This window comes from Halorubrum salinarum (genome assembly GCF_013267195.1).
Lineage (GTDB): Archaea > Halobacteriota > Halobacteria > Halobacteriales > Haloferacaceae > Halorubrum > Halorubrum salinarum.
In genome coordinates this window covers 1,947,100-1,962,652 of sequence record NZ_CP053941.1, presented here as the reverse complement: position 1 = coordinate 1,962,652, position 15,553 = coordinate 1,947,100, and the positions used below count along the sequence as shown (strand labels likewise).

General features: G+C 71.8%; 20 protein-coding genes. 14 read left to right on the top strand and 6 right to left on the bottom strand.

Annotated features, from left to right (window positions below):
- Nucleotides 1-5: 5 nt before the first annotated feature.
- Nucleotides 6-671: an undecaprenyl diphosphate synthase family protein gene (locus HPS36_RS09990; protein ID WP_173230030.1), complete on the bottom strand. Its 666-nt coding sequence runs from the start codon at nucleotides 669-671 to the stop codon at nucleotides 6-8.
- A gap of 79 nt (nucleotides 672-750) precedes the next feature.
- On the opposite strand from HPS36_RS09990, the gene HPS36_RS09985 reads away from it, so the two are divergent.
- From HPS36_RS09985 to HPS36_RS09960, 6 genes are all read left to right on the top strand, one after another.
- On the top strand, nucleotides 751-1,311 hold the full coding sequence (locus HPS36_RS09985; RefSeq protein WP_173230029.1) for a hypothetical protein: 561 nt from the start codon (nucleotides 751-753) through the stop codon (nucleotides 1,309-1,311).
- A 61-nt stretch (nucleotides 1,312-1,372) separates the two neighbouring features.
- Nucleotides 1,373-1,843 carry a DUF5812 family protein gene (locus HPS36_RS09980; protein WP_137717709.1) on the top strand — a complete coding sequence of 157 codons (471 nt, stop codon included), beginning with the start codon at nucleotides 1,373-1,375 and terminating at the stop codon, nucleotides 1,841-1,843.
- A 180-nt stretch (nucleotides 1,844-2,023) separates the two neighbouring features.
- The gene (gene secF / locus HPS36_RS09975) at nucleotides 2,024-2,908 is read left to right on the top strand and encodes a protein translocase subunit SecF (protein WP_173230028.1); all 885 of its coding nucleotides are present in this window, start codon (nucleotides 2,024-2,026) and stop codon (nucleotides 2,906-2,908) included.
- Entirely contained in the window at nucleotides 2,908-4,512 is a 1,605-nt protein-coding gene (locus HPS36_RS09970; RefSeq protein ID WP_173230027.1) for a preprotein translocase subunit SecD, read from the top strand. The genes secF and HPS36_RS09970 overlap by 1 nt, the downstream gene beginning before the upstream one ends.
- Nucleotides 4,513-4,574: 62 nt before the next feature.
- Nucleotides 4,575-5,276 (top strand): TMEM165/GDT1 family protein, encoded by a 702-nt coding sequence (locus tag HPS36_RS09965; RefSeq protein ID WP_173230026.1) that lies wholly within the window; start codon nucleotides 4,575-4,577, stop codon nucleotides 5,274-5,276.
- Nucleotides 5,277-5,374: 98 nt separating this feature from the next.
- Nucleotides 5,375-5,842 (top strand): hypothetical protein, encoded by a 468-nt coding sequence (locus tag HPS36_RS09960; RefSeq protein WP_173230025.1) that lies wholly within the window; start codon nucleotides 5,375-5,377, stop codon nucleotides 5,840-5,842.
- 92 nt (nucleotides 5,843-5,934) lie between these two features.
- Here HPS36_RS09960 and rnhB read toward each other — a convergent pair whose 3' ends face one another.
- The 3 genes from rnhB to HPS36_RS09945 form a co-directional block, all read right to left on the bottom strand.
- On the bottom strand, nucleotides 5,935-6,645 hold the full coding sequence (gene rnhB, locus HPS36_RS09955) for a ribonuclease HII (protein ID WP_173230024.1): 711 nt from the start codon (nucleotides 6,643-6,645) through the stop codon (nucleotides 5,935-5,937).
- Between the two features lie 50 nt (nucleotides 6,646-6,695).
- The gene (locus HPS36_RS09950; RefSeq protein ID WP_137717715.1) at nucleotides 6,696-7,067 is read right to left on the bottom strand and encodes a 30S ribosomal protein S8e; all 372 of its coding nucleotides are present in this window, start codon (nucleotides 7,065-7,067) and stop codon (nucleotides 6,696-6,698) included.
- Between the two features lie 118 nt (nucleotides 7,068-7,185).
- A complete protein-coding gene (locus tag HPS36_RS09945; RefSeq protein WP_173230023.1) occupies nucleotides 7,186-8,817 on the bottom strand; it encodes a potassium channel family protein in 1,632 nt (543 codons plus the stop codon).
- A gap of 177 nt (nucleotides 8,818-8,994) precedes the next feature.
- On the opposite strand from HPS36_RS09945, the gene HPS36_RS09940 reads away from it, so the two are divergent.
- From HPS36_RS09940 to HPS36_RS09925, 4 genes are all read left to right on the top strand, one after another.
- Nucleotides 8,995-9,393 (top strand): ArsR/SmtB family transcription factor, encoded by a 399-nt coding sequence (locus tag HPS36_RS09940; RefSeq protein WP_173230022.1) that lies wholly within the window; start codon nucleotides 8,995-8,997, stop codon nucleotides 9,391-9,393.
- Complete coding sequence (locus tag HPS36_RS09935) at nucleotides 9,390-9,668, top strand: DUF7521 family protein (RefSeq protein ID WP_121562755.1); 279 nt, start codon at nucleotides 9,390-9,392, stop codon at nucleotides 9,666-9,668. The genes HPS36_RS09940 and HPS36_RS09935 overlap by 4 nt, the downstream gene beginning before the upstream one ends.
- A gap of 64 nt (nucleotides 9,669-9,732) precedes the next feature.
- A complete protein-coding gene (locus HPS36_RS09930; protein WP_137717717.1) occupies nucleotides 9,733-10,434 on the top strand; it encodes a helix-turn-helix domain-containing protein in 702 nt (233 codons plus the stop codon).
- A gap of 67 nt (nucleotides 10,435-10,501) precedes the next feature.
- A complete protein-coding gene (locus HPS36_RS09925) occupies nucleotides 10,502-11,047 on the top strand; it encodes a DUF1684 domain-containing protein (RefSeq protein WP_173230021.1) in 546 nt (181 codons plus the stop codon).
- Between the two features lie 138 nt (nucleotides 11,048-11,185).
- Here HPS36_RS09925 and dpsA read toward each other — a convergent pair whose 3' ends face one another.
- The gene (gene dpsA, locus HPS36_RS09920) at nucleotides 11,186-11,734 is read right to left on the bottom strand and encodes a DNA starvation/stationary phase protection protein DpsA (protein WP_121562757.1); all 549 of its coding nucleotides are present in this window, start codon (nucleotides 11,732-11,734) and stop codon (nucleotides 11,186-11,188) included.
- Between the two features lie 72 nt (nucleotides 11,735-11,806).
- Nucleotides 11,807-12,649, bottom strand: coding sequence for a carbon-nitrogen hydrolase family protein (locus HPS36_RS09915; RefSeq protein WP_173230020.1), 843 nt, complete (start codon nucleotides 12,647-12,649; stop codon nucleotides 11,807-11,809).
- Nucleotides 12,650-12,767: 118 nt separating this feature from the next.
- Here HPS36_RS09915 and HPS36_RS09910 point away from each other — a divergent pair, with 118 nt between their 5' ends.
- The 4 genes from HPS36_RS09910 to HPS36_RS09895 all read left to right on the top strand — a co-directional run bounded on the left by HPS36_RS09910 (nucleotide 12,768) and on the right by HPS36_RS09895 (nucleotide 15,515).
- Nucleotides 12,768-13,412 carry a DUF7384 family protein gene (locus HPS36_RS09910; protein ID WP_173230019.1) on the top strand — a complete coding sequence of 215 codons (645 nt, stop codon included), beginning with the start codon at nucleotides 12,768-12,770 and terminating at the stop codon, nucleotides 13,410-13,412.
- 25 nt (nucleotides 13,413-13,437) lie between these two features.
- A complete protein-coding gene (locus HPS36_RS09905; protein WP_137717721.1) occupies nucleotides 13,438-14,361 on the top strand; it encodes an HhH-GPD family protein in 924 nt (307 codons plus the stop codon).
- A gap of 73 nt (nucleotides 14,362-14,434) precedes the next feature.
- The gene (locus HPS36_RS09900; protein WP_137717722.1) at nucleotides 14,435-14,833 is read left to right on the top strand and encodes a DUF5778 family protein; all 399 of its coding nucleotides are present in this window, start codon (nucleotides 14,435-14,437) and stop codon (nucleotides 14,831-14,833) included.
- 34 nt (nucleotides 14,834-14,867) lie between these two features.
- Nucleotides 14,868-15,515, top strand: a complete 648-nt coding sequence (locus HPS36_RS09895; protein WP_173230018.1) for an alpha/beta hydrolase — start codon at nucleotides 14,868-14,870, stop codon at nucleotides 15,513-15,515.
- The last annotated feature ends 38 nt before the right edge of the window (nucleotides 15,516-15,553 follow it).

The following is a 15,553-nucleotide window of genomic DNA, read 5'->3' as shown; positions in this document are numbered from 1 at the left end:
GTCGGTCACCTGCCGAAGCGGCGCTGGCGGTCCTGGAAGTCCAGCACCGCGCGCAGGTACTCGCGCCGGCGGAAGTCGCGCCAGTTCACGTCGGTGAAGTAGAGCTCCGCGTACACCGACTGCCAGATGGCGAAGTCGGAGAGCCGCTCGGCGCCGGTCTTGATCACGAGGTCCGGCTCCTCGGGGAACAGCAGCCGCTCGGCGATGTCCGTCTCGTCGATCGCCTCGGGGCTCACCTCGCCGTCGGCGACGTCGCCGGCCAGTTCGCGGACCGCGCCGGCGAACTCCGCCTTGCCCCCGAGCCCGACCAGGATCCTCACCGGCGCGTCGATGGATTCCGGTACCGCGTCCGCGCCCCGGTCCGTCGCGGCATCCGAACTCCCGCCGTCCACCTCGTCGGCCTGTGGACCGCGGACCACGGTCCGCTCCGGCGCGTCGAGCCGACGTAGCTCCCGGACGAGCGTCGGGGCGACCGCGCGGTCGAGGACGGAGACCGAGACGGTGACGCGCTCCGCGCCGTACTCGAACGCCCAGCCGATCGCCGACGACAGCGTGTCGAAGGCGCCGTCGGCGAGGAGGTCCCGCTCGGTGAGCACGAGGGCGACGTGCGCCGGCGGCTCGGCGTCGTGGAGGCGGTGGCGCGTCGCGAGGTACGCGTCGTAGAGACCCACGTCGAGTCGATCCGGCCGCGCGTATAAATGGCTTCCCGCCGACGAGGGGTTTAATTCGCCGACGCGCCTACCACGGGTGATGGCAGACAGCTACCGCGGGGTGTTCGGCGCGATCCCCTACGCGTTCCGCGCGACCGAGTCGTGGACCATGCGCGCGTACGCCGCGCTCGGCGCGCTGGCCGCCGGGTTCGTCGCGCTCGTCGTCACCCTCGCCTTGGTCGTCTGGATGGGCGAGACCGCCTCGGCGCAGGGAGGGACGTTCCTCTTCTCGCGGTCGCTGTACGTGGTCGCCGGCCTCGCGGCCGTCGGACCGCTGCTCGCGCCGATCCTGTTCGTCGCCCGCCGCCACCGCCGCGGCGACCGCGTCGCGGCGACGTACGACCGATGGATGGGCGTCGCCGGCTTCCTCTTCCTGCTCTCGCTGTACCTCGGGATGATCATCTCGGCGCCCGAGGGGCTCCGGGACCCGAGCGACTCCCTGATCGTCAACGCGCTGTACGACCTCCCGCAGCTCGCCGGGTTCGGCCCGCCGGTCGCGGCCGGGCTCGCCGTCTTCGCGACGCACTTCCGGCTCCGCGGCGGCGCCGCCGACGGCTCCCCCGACCCCGCCGAGTCGACCGAGGGCGGCGGCTCTGCGTGAGCGGCGCCCCGCCGGTCGCGGCTCGAAAGCCGCAAGGCGCCGGAGCGACTACCCGGACGCAATGACCGACGAGAAGGAGAGCACGTTCCTCGTCACGCACGTCGAGAGCGACTCGGCCGTGCTGAAGGACGTCCACGACGGACAGGTCCACACGCTGAGTTCGAACCCCGGCCTCGACGTCGACGACGCCGTCGAGGCGACCGTCGCCCCGGACCCGCCGATGGAGGTGACCTATCAGGTGATCGAGGTCGCGGAGCGCCGGTCGCTGTCGATAGAGGAGAGCCCGGAGCCGCCGACCGTCCACGAGCGGGAGCTCGCCGCGGAGACCGCGACGGGAGAGCTCTCCCGCGAGGAGCGCGCGGGCGTCGGCGAGGTCCACGTGTTGACGCCGCCGGAGTCGGAGACGGAGGCGGCGGTCGCGGACGTGATCGACGACCGCGAGGGGACGCTCTCGCGCGCGGCCCGGCTCGGCGTGAACCGCGTCGAAATCCGGTCGGAGCCCGGCGTCGTCGCCGTGCGGTACCTCCCGTAGGCCCGGCGAGCGCCCCGGTCGCTCAGTCGCCGCCGGACTCGGCGGACCGTTTCCGCCGAGCGGGAGTGCCGTTCTGAATGGGCCGAGCGGCCGCGGTATCGAGCCCGTGGACCGTCGGACGAGAGGCCGCAGCCACCCAGATAAGAAGGCTTATTCGCGCCCGCGGAGGAAGCGGTATTTATGGTAGCGATCGAGGTGCCGGAGGTCAACTACACCGACTACTCGAACCGGCAGCTCGCGGCGGTGCCGCTCGCCTTTCTGGTCCTCGCGCTGGCGATCATCGGCGGCTGGGTCGTGGCCACCGGTGCGCCGGCGAACCTCGGACTGGAGTTCACCGGCGGCGTCGAGCTGCGAGTCGCGGACGAGGCGAACGGGGACGTCGAACAGCAGATCCGGACGGCCTTCGACCGCGAGCCCGACTCGGTCCGGACGATCCCCGGCGACGACGTGGTCGTCGTGACGTTCCAGGCGGCCGAGGACGACCCGGAGGGGCTCGCGAACGACCTCCAGGACCAGGCGGAGGCGGCCGGCCTGACGACGACCGCGGTCGACCAGGTGTCGCCGAGCTTCGCGAGCGACACCGCGCGGACCGCGCTGTTCGGCGTGGCGCTCGCGTTCCTCGGGATGAGCGTGCTGGTGTTCGCGCTGTTCCGGACGTTCGTTCCCTCCATCGCGGTCGTCGCGTCCGCGTTTTCCGACCTCGTGATACCGATCGCGACGATGAACCTCCTCGGCATCCAGATGACGCTCGGAACGATCGCGGCGCTTTTGATGATCATCGGGTACAGCGTCGACTCGGACATCCTCTTGAACGACTCCGTGCTGCGCCGGACCGGCGAGTTCTACGAGTCGGTCAGCCGCGCGATGCGGACCGGGGTGACGATGACGCTCACCTCCATCGCCGCGATGGTCGTGATGGCCGTCGTCGCCTCGGTGTTCGGGGTCGGGCTCCTCCGTGACATCGGGATCATCCTCTCGGTGGGCCTCTGTGCCGACCTGATGAACACGTACCTGCTGAACGTCTCGCTGCTTCGCTGGTACAAGTTCGAGGGGGTGGCCCGGTAATGCTCGAACCGATCAAGGAGAACTGGCGGATCCTGCTGCTCGTCCTCGTCGTGGTCGGGTCGACGGTGACGCTGTTCGGCCCCGGGTTCGGGCCGGAGCCGGCGCCCGGCGAGAACGCGAGCGAGGCCCGCCAGGGGATCACGAACCTCCAGTACGGGCTCGACCTGGCCGGCGGGACGCGTGTCCGCGCGCCGCTGTCGGGATACACCGCGACGGACGTGGCGTTCGGGGGTGACACCCCGGGAACGGTCGCCGAGGCGGTCGCGGCCGAGCTCGACAACGCGTCGGTCCGGAACGTCGGCGTCGTCCCCGAGGAGGGCGCGGTGGAGGTCACGGAGCCGTCCGTGACCGAGTCCCAGTTCCGCGCGGCGATGGACGCGAGCGGGTACGAGTACGGCGACATCCGCGAGGGCGTCACCCAAGAGACCCGCGACGAGACGATGGAGGTCATCCAAGGGAAGATCAACGAGGCGGGCCTCTCGGGCGGGAGCGTCCAGCAGGTCCAGTCGATCACCGGCGAGTACTTCATCCTCGTCGAGGTGCCCGGACAGGGGCGCCAGGAGGTTATCGACCTCCTCGAAGAGCGCGGGACCGTCCGGATCGACATCGCGTACCCCGACGGCAACGGGACCGCCGTTCAGGAGGGCGCGCTGATCCAGGACGACTTCGAGGAGATCGGGACCGCGGCACAGAGCGACCGCGGCACGGGTGCGTACGTGCCGGTCACCGTCCGGAACACCGCCGAGAACGGCCAGTCGCCGGCGCACAGCTTCCAAGACGCCGTCGCCCAGCGCGGGTTCCAGGACGCGTACCAGACCCAGGCGGACCGGTGCGGGTACAACCCCGAGACCGGTGACATCGAAGTGGTGAACGGCGACCGGAACCCGTGTCTCCTGCTCGTCGTCGACGGAGAGGTCGTCAACTCCTTCGGGATGGACCCCGGCCTCGCCGACAGCATGGCGGCTGGCTCGTGGGCCGACACCGGGAACTTCCGCCTCACGACCGGCGAGTTCGCGGAGGCGCAGACCATCTCGCTGAACCTCCGCGCCGGCGCGCTCCCGGCCGACCTCGACATCAGCGGCGAAGGGACCTCCTCGTCTATCTCGGCCTCGCAGGGGGAGAACTTCCGGACGTACTCGCTGATCATCGGCGTCCTCTCCGTGTTCGCCGTCTCCGGAATGGTGTTCCTCCGCTACCGCGAGCCCCGCGTCGCCCTCCCGATGATCGTCACCGCGCTGACGGAGGTGTACGCGCTCCTCGGCTTCGCGGCGCTGCTCGGCTACCCGCTCGAACTCGCGGTGATCGCCGGCTTCATCGCGGTGGTCGGGACCGGGGTCGACGACCTCGTCATCATCGCCGACGAGGTGATGAGCGAGGGCGACGTGAACTCCCGGAAGGTGTTCGACTCCCGGTTCCGGCGGGCGTTCTGGGTCATCGGCGCCGCGGCGGCGACGACCATCATCGCGATGTCGCCGCTGATGGTGCTGTCGCTCGGCGACCTCTCCGGGTTCGCCATCTTCACCGTCCTCGGCGTGCTGGTCGGCGTGCTGATCACCCGCCCGGCGTACGGCGACATCCTGCGTCGCCTGCTGACGGTCAGGTGAGCCGAGCCGGCGTCGGCCGGGGTCCCACGCCGGCCCGCCGACAGAGAGGAGGCGAGTGACGCATGCCCGGCTACGCCGAGATCGTCGTCGTCGCCCTCGTGGCCCAGCTCGCGGTGCTGCCCGGCGAGAAGGTCCAACTGATGATCGCCGGGCTCGCGACGAAGTACGACCCGAAGGTCGTCGTCGCCGCCGCGAGCTCGGCGTTCGCCGGCTGGACCGCGGTCGAGATCGCGTTCGGCCGGGCGCTCCAGTCGGCGCTCCCGCCGGTCGCGCTCGACGCCGTGACCGCGACGCTGTTCTTCGCCTTCGCGGCGGCCCTGTACCGCTCCGCGCCGCCGCGCGGCGCGTCCCCCGCGGCCGAGCGCGACGATGACGGGGGCGACCCGTTCGAGGAGCTCTCGCTCCCCGGACCGCTCGACAGGTACTCCGGGTCCCTCGGCGGCTTCCTGCCCATCTTCGCGCTCACCGCGACGGGCGAGTTCGGCGACAAGACCCAGCTGGTGACCATCGGGCTGAGCGTCCAGTACGGCGCGACCTCCGCCATCTGGGTCGGCGAGATGCTCGCGATCGTCCCGGTGAGCCTCGCGAACGCGTACTTCTTCCACACGTTCGCGGGCCGGATCGACATGCGGCTCGCGCACCTGGGATCCGCGCTGTTGTTCGCCTTCTTCGGCGCGGACACCGTGTTGGCGATCGCGACCGGCTTCTCGGTGTGGGAGACGTTCGTGGGGGCGGTCGGCGGATTCGCGGCCGGACTGTTCTGAAGCCGGCGCTGCCGCGTGCGCGAGGCGGAATCGCGCCCGTCGGGCGGGAGACGCGGTCTCCTGAACCGTTTATATACTCACGGCGCCTCACGGTAGCAATGAAGCTCACACGCGGTCCGTTCGTGCTCGCCGTGGCGCTGCTGCCCCTCGTCGCCGCCACCGGCGGCGCGGTCGCGCAGTCGTCGGGCGACGACCTGTACGAGTCGCTGGAGGAGATGGTGCCGACGTACAACGACAACGTCGACGGCATCAACCTCGGGCCGATCAACCTCGCGGGGACCAGCAACATCTACGTCGAGGACGGCGACTCGACGGTCACCTACGCGGTGACGATGGACGACCGGAACCGCATCACCGGACTGTCGGAGAGCCCGAGCGACGACGCCGTCAGGAAGATAACGACCGACCGTGAGACGATCCGGGGGATCGTCGACGCCGACGACCCGGCGACGGCGTTCCGGGACGCGGTGGCGAACGACGACATCGCCATCAGCGGCGAGAGCGGCCAGCCTATCGAACAGCTCAAGTGGGCGGTCATCAACGCGTTCAAGGGATTCTTCCTCTGACGCGGCGGTGAATCCCGCGGCGCCCGCGCGGCGGGCGAAATCCGATTTTTCTTCGGCGCGGCGGTCGGACCTGATTTTCCTCGGCGCGGCGGTCAGAACTCGTCGAGCGCCGACTGCTCGGCGGCGGCGAGCGCGTCCTCGCAGGTCGCCCACGACGCTCGCGCACAGCCCGGCAGCGCCCCGTTGTCGCCGACGTACGCCGCGAGGAACGCCCTGGTGGCCGGGTCGCTCGGGTAGCCGCTGCCGAGGTCGTCGTACGCTGGATACGCGGCGTCGATCGCGGCCATCGCGGCGTCCCGCTCCACCTTCGCGACGACGCTCGCCGCGCCGACGACGGGGTCGTCCTCGTCGGCGCCGTGGGCGGCGGTCACGTCGACCGACGGGACGCGGTCGGCCCCCGCGGCGGAGTCCGCCTCGCCGCCCTCGGCGACGAAGCGCGCGAGCCGCTCCGCGAACCGCTCCTCGCTGGTGTCGCCCGCGTCGGCGACGACGCGGACCGGTTCGGCGACTTCCGGGGGACGGTCGGCGAGCGCGGCCCGGACCGCCCGCGCCTGTCCGCGGACGGTGAGCGTGTTCATGTCGGTGTCCGGCCGGTCGATCTCGGCGGACTCGACGCGGGCGACGCCGACGGCGACGGCCGGGTCGTCTCGGAGGGCCGCGGCCAGCGCCTCCCGGCGAGCCGGCGCGACGCGCTTCGAGTCGTCCACGTCGGCCGGCAGGCTCGCGGGGTCGGCGAGCACCGCCGCCGCCACCATCGGTCCCAGGGCGGGCCCCTTGCCGGCCTCGTCGACGCCGAGGTACACGCGTGGCTGGTGGGCGTGCGGGGGGAAATACCTTCAGAAAGGGCGCGGGCTCAGTCGAGCAGGACCGCGTTGACCTGGCCGGTCTGTCCGGGGCGCGAGGTGACGCGGGCGCGGCCGGCGGACGTCTCGATGATGGCGCCCTTGGTGACGATGTTCCGGCGGGCGTAGTTGACGTTCGCGGGGTTGTCGACGACGTTCTCGATCTCGGCCTCGCTGACCTCGCCGTCGTCGGCGACCTGCGCGACGTTCGTCGAGAGCGCGCGGACCTTCTTGTCCGTGCCGCGGGAGTCGATGTACTGGAGTCGCGTCTCGCCGACCGTGGTCTCGGCGGGCTCGCGGCCGAGCTGGTGGCGCTTCTTGTTCGAGGCGTGCTTGAGTCGGCCGCCGGTCCGCTTGCGCGCGGAGCGTCCCTGGTCTTTCATACGGGTACGAACAGCCAGCGAATACTTGAAGCGTTCGACTCGGCCCGGCGGAAGCGGCGGCGCGGGCGGGATCGGCGGCGGAGGCGGTGGCACGGGCGAGACCTGCGGCGCGAACCGGTCAGGCGAACGCGCGCTCGAACGACCGGACCCCCTCGTCGGTGCCGGCGAGGACGAGCTCGTCGCCGCGCTCGATCCGCGTCTCGGGGCCCACGTCGGTGATGAGGTCGCCGCCGCGCTCGATGGCGATGACGGTACAGCCGGTGGTCTCGCGGACGGCCGCCTGCCCGACGGTCCGGCCGGCCAGGACCGACGCCTCGCTCCTGACGACCTCGACGTGCGTGTCGAGCGAGAGCACGTCGCGGTCCGTGAACACGGCCGACGCCGACATCCGCCCGGTCACCGTCGACAGCGAGAGCACGTAGTCGGCGCCGGCGCGGTGCATCTTCGGCACGCTCTCCGGGTCCTCGACCCGCGCGAGCAGCTCCACGTTCGGCGCCAGGTCGCGGACCACGAGCGTCGCGAACTCGGCGGTCGTGTCGTCGGGGAGCGCGAGGACGACGGTCCGCGCGTCGGTGACGCCGGCCTCCCGCAGCGTCTCCGGGTCGGTCGCGTCCCCGACCACGTCGATCGCCTCCCCGTCCTCGCGGTCGACGACTGTCACCGGGACGTCGCCCGCTTCGAGGGCGCTCGCGACGGTCCGTCCGACCTGTCCGTGTCCAACGACGACGGTCTCGCCCGCGCCGAACCGCCGGGCCGCCGAGTTGGTCAGGTCGACGAGCCGCTCCACCTGCTCTTCCGTCCCCGAGACGAGGAGGACCGTCCCGGCCGACAGCGTCGCGTCCGGCGGCGGCGCCGCCTCGAACGAGCCGTCGAACCACGCGCCGATCACGTCGACGCCGGTGCGCTCGCCGATGGCGCTGCCGGCGAGCGTCGACCCGGCGAGGCCGCTCCCGTGGTGGACCGATATCTCCGCGATCCGCAGGTCGCCGACCGCGACCGCCTCGTCGAGGTCGGTCCGGAGCGCGGTCGTGACCTTCGAGGCGAGGCGCTCGCCGAGCAGCGACCGCGGGGAGAGCACCTCGTCCGCGCCGGCGAGCCGGTGGTACCGCTCGCGGCTCGGGTCCTCGACGACGCTTATCGCGCGGACGTCCGTCGACAGCTCCTTCGCCGCGAGGACGATGCTCGCGTCCACGCGGTCGGAGACGTCGGTGACCAGGGCGCGCGCCGCCCCGAGGCGTGCCCTCTCGAGCCCCTCGGTCGTCTCGGGGTCGGCCCGAACCACCCTGTGGCCCGCCTCGTACAGCGCCAGCGCCCGGTCCGGATCGCGCTCCACGACGGCGTACGGGACGTCCTCCGACTCGAACTCGTCTAAGAGCGCGTCGGAGCGCGTGGTGTCGGACGCGACGACGACGTGTCCCTCCAGGTCCGGCTCCAGCGACCGCGGGACGCTCGTCGCGAACGCGGACTCGAGGAGCGGGGTCGCGACGACGGGGAGCGCCCCGAAGATCAGCGCCATCCCGACGAGGTCCATCACGGCGATGTACGCGTTCATCTCGGGGCTCCGCCACGGCGCGTCGCCGCCGAACCCGGTGGTGGAGAACATCTCGACCGCGAAGCGGAACGACTCGATCAGGGTCCGCGGGTCGTTCTCGTACGCCCGCATCCCGTACTGATACGTGACGGCGGTGAACGCTATCATCCCCCCGAGGAAGACCGCGTACAACACGACCCGCCGCTTCCACGTGTCCATCGGCCCGCGGTACGCCGCGGCCGTACAAAAACGGGCGGCATCGCGCGGGCCGACTTCAGCGTCGCGCGGGCCGACCCTGCGACGGTTCCGGGCGGTCGTCGGCCGCGCCCTCGTGCGATCGGTCGCCGCTCGGACCGAAGTTCGATGGTTTAAGTTCCGGGGGCCGAACCGTCACGCATGGTGCGGGACCCGTCGCGAGAGCCGGAGCCGCCGTCGGTCGACGAGGTGCTCGACGCGCTGGCCGACGACGCGGCCCGTCGGATCGTCGCGGCGCTCACCGAGCCGAAGACCGCGAGCGAGCTCTCCGAGGAGTGCGACATCCCCCTGTCGACGACCTACCGGAAACTGGAGAAGCTCACCGACGCCTCCCTGCTCTCGGAGTCGACGGACATCCGGCGGGACGGGCAGCACACGACGCGGTACTCGGTGTCGTTCGACGCCGTCACCGTCTCGATCGACGACGGCGAGGAGGGCGACGCGGACCGCCGCGAGTTCGACGTGGAGTTCTCTCGGCCCGAGCGGACCCGAGACGAGCGACTGGCCGACCTGTGGTCGGAGCTACGAGAGGAAACATGAACCCCTACATCGACCTGACTATCATCGTCGCAAAGACCGCCATCCTGGTGCTCGGTGGCAGCATCACCTACTACGCGCTCCGTGCGTACGATCGGACCGGCGACCGGTCGCTGCGCGAGCTGGGCGTCGGCTTCGGCATCGTCACCGTCGGGGCGCTGCTGGGCGGCGTCTCTCACCAGATCATCGGCGCGAACCTGACCGTCGGCATCGCCATCGACGGCCTCCTCACGGCGGTCGGGTTCGCGGTCATCGTCTACTCGCTGTACCTGGAGTGAGTCGAGGGCGTTCGACGCGCGACGAACGGTACCCTTTTGCGGCGCTCGGTCGTCCGTTCACGCCATGAGCGACGCACGCGAGGAGCTCTCCCGCCGGATCGCCGGCGAGATAACGCTGAGCGACGATCCGGGGGCGACCCTCCGGAAGTGGCGGACCGACTTCGACGTCTCGCAGACGGAACTTGCCGACCAGCTCGGCGTCTCCTCGTCGGTCGTCTCCGACTACGAGAGCGGTCGCCGCGAGAGCCCGGGGATCGGCGTCGTCCGCCGCACGGTCGAGGGGCTGCTCGACATCGACGAGCGCCGCGGCGGCGGCCGCCTCCGCCAGCACGCCCGGGTGCTCTCGGCCGGGTTCGAGAGCGACATCGTCCACGACCTCCGCGAGTACTCGACGGCGGTCCCCCTGGAGGACTTCTACGAGGCGATGGGCGCGACGGAGGTCGTCCGCGGCGACCACGACCACGTGAACGGCCACACCGTCATCGACTCGATCCAGGCGATCACGCGGCTCTCCAGCGAGGAGTTCTACCGGCTGTACGGCCAGTCGACGAACCGCGCGCTCGTGTTCACGCGGGTGACGCGCGGCGAGTCGCCGCTCGTGGCGCTGCGGGTCGTGAGCCCGACGCCGAACGCGGTCGTGCTCCACGGCATCGAGGACGGCGACCTGTGGGACCACGCCGCCGACCTCGCCCGCGTCGACGGCGTCTCGCTGGCCACGTCGAACCGCGACCTCGACGACTGCCTCGCGGACCTCCAGGCGCTGTGAGGGCGTCGCGGGTCGGGAGGGCGGCCGAACCGCGGCCCTGAAACCGCCGGCGCCCGTCCGTCCGGCCATGAGCGAGGACTACGCCGAGCGGCTCCGCGCGAATCGACGGGAGAAAGACGAGTTCTTCGACGACCACCCGCAGTCGCCGATCCCGCCGGAGGACCGCGACGAGTTCGACGGGCTCGACTACTTCCCGCCGGACCCGGACTACCGCGTCGAGGCGACGGTCACGGTCCACGACGACCCCGAGCCGGTCGAGATGGAGACGACCGCGAGCAACCCGGTCCGGTACCTCCGGGTCGTCACGTTCGCGTTCGAGGTCGATGGCGAGGAGCACACGCTCGCGGGCTACCGACAGGCGGGCGACGACGGCGCCATCTTCGTCCCCTTCCGCGACAAGACGACCGGCCAGCAGACGTACTACCAGGGGCGGTACATGGAACTGGAGCCCGAGGGCGACCTCGAGGACGGCGACGCCGTCACGGTCGACTTCAACCTCGCGTACAGCCCCTTCTGCGCGTACAGCGACACGTTCTCCTGTCCGCTCCCGCCCGAGGAGAACTGGCTGGAGATCGTGATTCCGGCCGGCGAGCGGGCGCCGGACCTCGACTGATCGGGAGCGCGGTCGGGAGGAACGCGGTCAGCGGAAGCACGGTCGGCACGAGCGCGGCCGGCGGCGTCGCTCGGCGGTGTCAGAAAAGTCGAAGGATCGGACTCCGGAACGGCCCGGAAGCGGTCCGCCGCGGCCGGCTTATTCGAGCGTCTCGCTCGTGACGAGGGTGTCGTCTTCGAGGTAGTGCTCGATGTGGTGGCCGTGTTCCTCGACGTCGCCGAGGATGTCGCGGAGCTGCTCTTCGGTGTTGTAGTCGCCGAGGTTGTTGGCGAGCTGGATGTGCTCGCGGAGCTGCTCGGTGATGTCGCCGAACATCTCGAGGTCGTGTTCGAGCGAGGTGCGGATGTCGTAGGCGTCGGCGTCCTCGGGGGTCACCGGCGCGTGCTCCTCGTAGTTCGCGCCGCCCGAGAGCGGCACGCCGCCGAGCGCCTGCGCGCGCTCGGCGAGCACGTCGGCGCCCTCTTCGAGGTCGGCCGCGACCTCGCCGAGGTACTCGTGGATGTCGAGGAACTCGGCGCCCTCGACGAGCCAGTGGTGCTTTTTGATCTGGTGGTAGAGCACGTACGTCGCCGCGAGGTCGCTGTTGAGCGCGTCGACGAGCTGTTCGGCCTTCTCCTCGGGGACGCGGAGCGCTTCGCTCTCGTGAACGTCGCCGTATCGCTGACGGGCCTGCTTCTGGGTACTCATTTCACCTCAGTATACGCGCGCGACCCACTTAATAGTTCCTACTGAGAAAACTACTTTTTCGACATAAGAAAATTATTTTCTATTTTTGCCGATAGCGCCGACGAGGTCTCGCTGCGCGGCGAGGGTTTCGCGGTCGAGCGTCGCGGTCAGCGTCGACGCGTCCCGGTCGAGTTCGGCCGCGACCGCGCCGTCCGGGCGCGCGACGAGGGAGTTGCCGGCGTACGCCGCCTCGTCCGGCACGCGCCCGCCGCCGGCGCTCCCGGTGCGGCCCGCCCCGACGACCCACCTGACGCCGTCGAGCGCGCGGGCGCGACACAGGAGCCGCCAGTTGGCGACGTGGTCGGCGGGCCACGCGCCGACGACGACGAGCGCGTCGACCGCGCGCTCCGCGAACCACGCGCTCTCCGCGACGAAGTTGAGGTCGTAGCAGGTCAGCAGGCCGGTCGGTCCGGCGGCCGTCTCGACGACGGCGCGCTCCTCGCCGGGCTCGACCCACTCGGCCTCGTCGTCCCACAGGTGTCGCTTGCGGTAGACGGCGAACCCGCCCGGGCCGTCGCGCGCTTCGTCCGTCGGTCCGCCGTCCGCGCCGCGGTCCGGCGGGGGAACGTACGCGGTCGCGTTGTAGACGCTCTCCCCGTCGCGCTCGGCGTAGCCCGCGATCACCGCCGCGTTCGCCGCCCGCGCGACGGATTCGAGCCGTTCGCGCGCGGCGTCGCGGGAGAGCGCGGCCTCGCGGAGTCGCTCGTCGGCCGCGAACCCCGTGAGCGCGTACTCGGGGAAGACGGCGAGGTCGACCCCGGTCGGCAGGTCGGCCGCGCGGCGCCGGAGTCGGTCGGCGTTCACGTCGACGCGGAGGTCGTCGACCGGGACCTGCGGGACGGCGACGGTCGGGTCGGCTGCGGATCGGTCGCTCACGCCGTCGGGTTCGATCCGAGCGACAAATAACGTCCGGGCTCGCTGGACCCGGCCGGGCCGCGCGCTCTGCCCGGCCGCGGCCGCAAGGACGATACGCCCCCGGCGCCGACCGGGATACATGACCTTCGGCGACCTGTTCGAGCGCGCGGCCGCGCTCGGCGGCGACCGCGACGAGGCGGACATGCGGCGCGCCCTCGACGACGTGCGAGCGGCGCGGGCGGCCGGGGACTCCTCCGGCGGCGACGCGGTCCCCGAGCCTCCCGACCCCAGTCCGGCGCGCGTCGTCGCCGACGCCGGCGCGCTCGCGGCCGACCTCCTCCTCGGCGGGGCCGCACGCGAGGCGCTCGACGCGCTCCGGTCGCACGCGTGGACGACGCTCGTCGCCAGCGACCCGCTCCTCGACGACGCCGAGGCCGTGATCGCGTCGCTGTCGGACCCCGACCTGGCGGCGGACTGGCGCGCGGCGGCCGGGGAGTGGCGCGAGCCGGTGGCCCAGCCCCCGGGCGACCACCCCGCGCTGGCGTCCGCGTACCGGGGCGGCGCGATGCAGGTCGTGAGCCTCGACCCGTCGCTGACCGGGCCGGGGGCCGCGGCCGGGCTCCGCGACCGACTCCCCGTGAGCGTCCGGGAGCCGCGCGCGTTCGCGACGGTGTTCGACCCCGCGAAGCTGTACCCGGACGCCGTCGGCGGGGCGTACCCCGGCCCCGACCGCGACCCGCGGACGATGGAGCCCGTCGTCGCCGACGGGGACCAGCACGGATAAACCGCCGCCGGCCGGAGCGATCCGCATGACCGACGCGGAGGGCATTCCCGAGCTCCCGGCCGACCTCGACGCGGTCCGCGGCGCGCTCGTCGACTGGTACGAGGCGGACCACCGGGACTTCCCGTGGCGCCGCACGGAGGACCCCTACGAGGTCCTCGTCAGCGAGGTGATGAGCCAGCAGACCCAGCTCGACCGGGTCGTGCCGGCGTGGGAGGACTTCCTCGACGAGTGGCCGACGACGGCCGCCCTCGCCGCGGCCGACCGCGCCGACGTGGTCGCCTTCTGGTCCGACCACTCGCTGGGGTACAACAACCGCGCGAAGTACCTCCAAGAGGCGGCCGGGCAGGTCGAGGACGACTACGAGGGGGCGTTCCCGCAGGACCCGGAGGGGCTGCGCGAGCTGATGGGCGTCGGCCCGTACACCGCCAACGCGGTGGCGTCGTTCGCGTTCAATAACGGCGACGCCGTCGTCGACACCAACGTGAAGCGGGTGCTGTACCGCGCGTTCGACGCCCCGGACGACGACGACGCGTTCGAGCGGATCGCCTCGGCGCTCATGCCCGCGGGCGAGTCCCGGGTCTGGAACAACGCGGTCATGGAGCTCGGCGGCGTCGCCTGCGGGAAGAAGCCGCGCTGCGACGAGGCGGGCTGCCCGTGGCGCGAGTGGTGCCACGCCTACCAGACCGGCGACTTCACCGCGCCCGACGTGCCGGAGCAGCCGAGCTTCGAGGGGAGCCGCCGGCAGTTCCGCGGCCGGATCGTCCGCCTGCTCGGCGAGCACGAGGAGATGGAGCTGGACGCGCTCGGCCACCGGATCCGCGTCGACTACGCGCCCGACGGCGACCACGGCCGGGAGTGGCTCCGGGGACTCGTCGACGACCTCGCGGACGACGGCCTGGTCGAGGCCGACGCGAGCGGGGACGGCGTCGTCGTGTCGCTCCGGCGCTGAGGCGCGTCGTCGTCCGGCGCCCTCCGCCCGGTGAACCGTCACCCGTTTATTACGGGAGCCGGAACGGTAACCCATGAGCGAGACCGTCGACGCCGACCTATACACCCGTACGAAGGCCCTCTTAGAGCCCGGCGACATCGAGCTGGTGGGCTGTATCGTCCATACGGACCTCGACGGCCAGCAGGACTTGGAGATGCACGAGCTGACGGTCGCCGCCAACGACGTCATCGCCGACCACGCCGACAAGGGCGAGACGTACATCGAGGCGGGCAACGACGACACGAACTTCTCGTCGAACCAGTTCCAGGGGCTGACACTCGACGGCGAGGAGTTCGTCTGGGAGTGCCAGCAGCTCCTCCGCGACGGCGCCTTCGACATCGTGTTCTACTACGAGGCGGGCGTCGACCAGGAGGCGCTCGCGGCCGACCTCGCCGCCCTCGATAACGTCGACCGCGTGACGCAGGTCCCGTGAGCGGGAACGACGGCGACCGCGGAGTCCGGACCCAGTGAGCGACACCGTCCTGATCCCCGGCGGCCGCGACGTGCGCGCCACGCTCGATACCGCCGCGAGCGACGGCGCCCGAGAAGGTTCCGACGACGCGCCGCGCGCGGACGCGGTCGTCGTCGCCTGTCCGCCGCACCCGCAGCAGCGCGGCCACCGCGGCGACGAGCGGCTGCGCGCCGTGAGCGACGCCCTGACCGACCGCGGGGTCGACTGCCTCCGGTTCGACTACGGCGACTGGGACGAGGGGTACGGCGAGACCACCGACGCGGACGCGGCGGTCGGCTGGGCGCGCGAGCGCTACGACCGCGTCGGCCTCTTCGGCTTCTCGTTCGGCGGCACGGTCGCGCTCGTCGCGGCCGCCTCGCGACCCGACCTCGCGGGCGTCTGCGCGCTCGCGCCGACGGCCCGTCTGAACCCCGACGTCGACACGGTCGCGGCGCTCGGCGACCTCGCCGAGCGCGGCGTGCCGACGCGCGTGCTGTACGCGACCCGGGACTCGACGGCCGACTGGGAGCCCGTGGTCGAGCGCGCGGGGGAACTGGGGATCGAGACGGTCGCGTTCGAGTCGGACCACTTCTTCGTCGGGCGGAGCGGAACGGTGGGCGAGGCGGCCGCGGCGTTCCTCGGAGAGCGGCTCGCGGCGGACTGAACGGCTGAACCGACCGATCGGAGATCGCCCGAGTCGAC

Excerpts from the sequence above, each read along its gene's own strand:
- HPS36_RS09985 (WP_173230029.1), top strand. The coding sequence starts at position 751 with ATGGCAGACAGCTACCGCGGGGTGTTCGGCGCGATCCCCTACGCGTTC.
- HPS36_RS09980 (WP_137717709.1), top strand. The coding sequence starts at position 1,373 with ATGACCGACGAGAAGGAGAGCACGTTCCTCGTCACGCACGTCGAGAGC.
- secF (WP_173230028.1), top strand. The coding sequence starts at position 2,024 with ATGGTAGCGATCGAGGTGCCGGAGGTCAACTACACCGACTACTCGAAC.
- HPS36_RS09970 (WP_173230027.1), top strand. The coding sequence starts at position 2,908 with ATGCTCGAACCGATCAAGGAGAACTGGCGGATCCTGCTGCTCGTCCTC.
- HPS36_RS09965 (WP_173230026.1), top strand. The coding sequence starts at position 4,575 with ATGCCCGGCTACGCCGAGATCGTCGTCGTCGCCCTCGTGGCCCAGCTC.
- HPS36_RS09960 (WP_173230025.1), top strand. The coding sequence starts at position 5,375 with ATGAAGCTCACACGCGGTCCGTTCGTGCTCGCCGTGGCGCTGCTGCCC.
- HPS36_RS09950 (WP_137717715.1), bottom strand. The coding sequence starts at position 7,067 with ATGAAAGACCAGGGACGCTCCGCGCGCAAGCGGACCGGCGGCCGACTC.
- HPS36_RS09945 (WP_173230023.1), bottom strand. The coding sequence starts at position 8,817 with ATGGACACGTGGAAGCGGCGGGTCGTGTTGTACGCGGTCTTCCTCGGG.
- HPS36_RS09940 (WP_173230022.1), top strand. The coding sequence starts at position 8,995 with ATGGTGCGGGACCCGTCGCGAGAGCCGGAGCCGCCGTCGGTCGACGAG.
- HPS36_RS09935 (WP_121562755.1), top strand. The coding sequence starts at position 9,390 with ATGAACCCCTACATCGACCTGACTATCATCGTCGCAAAGACCGCCATC.
- HPS36_RS09930 (WP_137717717.1), top strand. The coding sequence starts at position 9,733 with ATGAGCGACGCACGCGAGGAGCTCTCCCGCCGGATCGCCGGCGAGATA.
- HPS36_RS09925 (WP_173230021.1), top strand. The coding sequence starts at position 10,502 with ATGAGCGAGGACTACGCCGAGCGGCTCCGCGCGAATCGACGGGAGAAA.
- dpsA (WP_121562757.1), bottom strand. The coding sequence starts at position 11,734 with ATGAGTACCCAGAAGCAGGCCCGTCAGCGATACGGCGACGTTCACGAG.
- HPS36_RS09910 (WP_173230019.1), top strand. The coding sequence starts at position 12,768 with ATGACCTTCGGCGACCTGTTCGAGCGCGCGGCCGCGCTCGGCGGCGAC.
- HPS36_RS09905 (WP_137717721.1), top strand. The coding sequence starts at position 13,438 with ATGACCGACGCGGAGGGCATTCCCGAGCTCCCGGCCGACCTCGACGCG.
- HPS36_RS09900 (WP_137717722.1), top strand. The coding sequence starts at position 14,435 with ATGAGCGAGACCGTCGACGCCGACCTATACACCCGTACGAAGGCCCTC.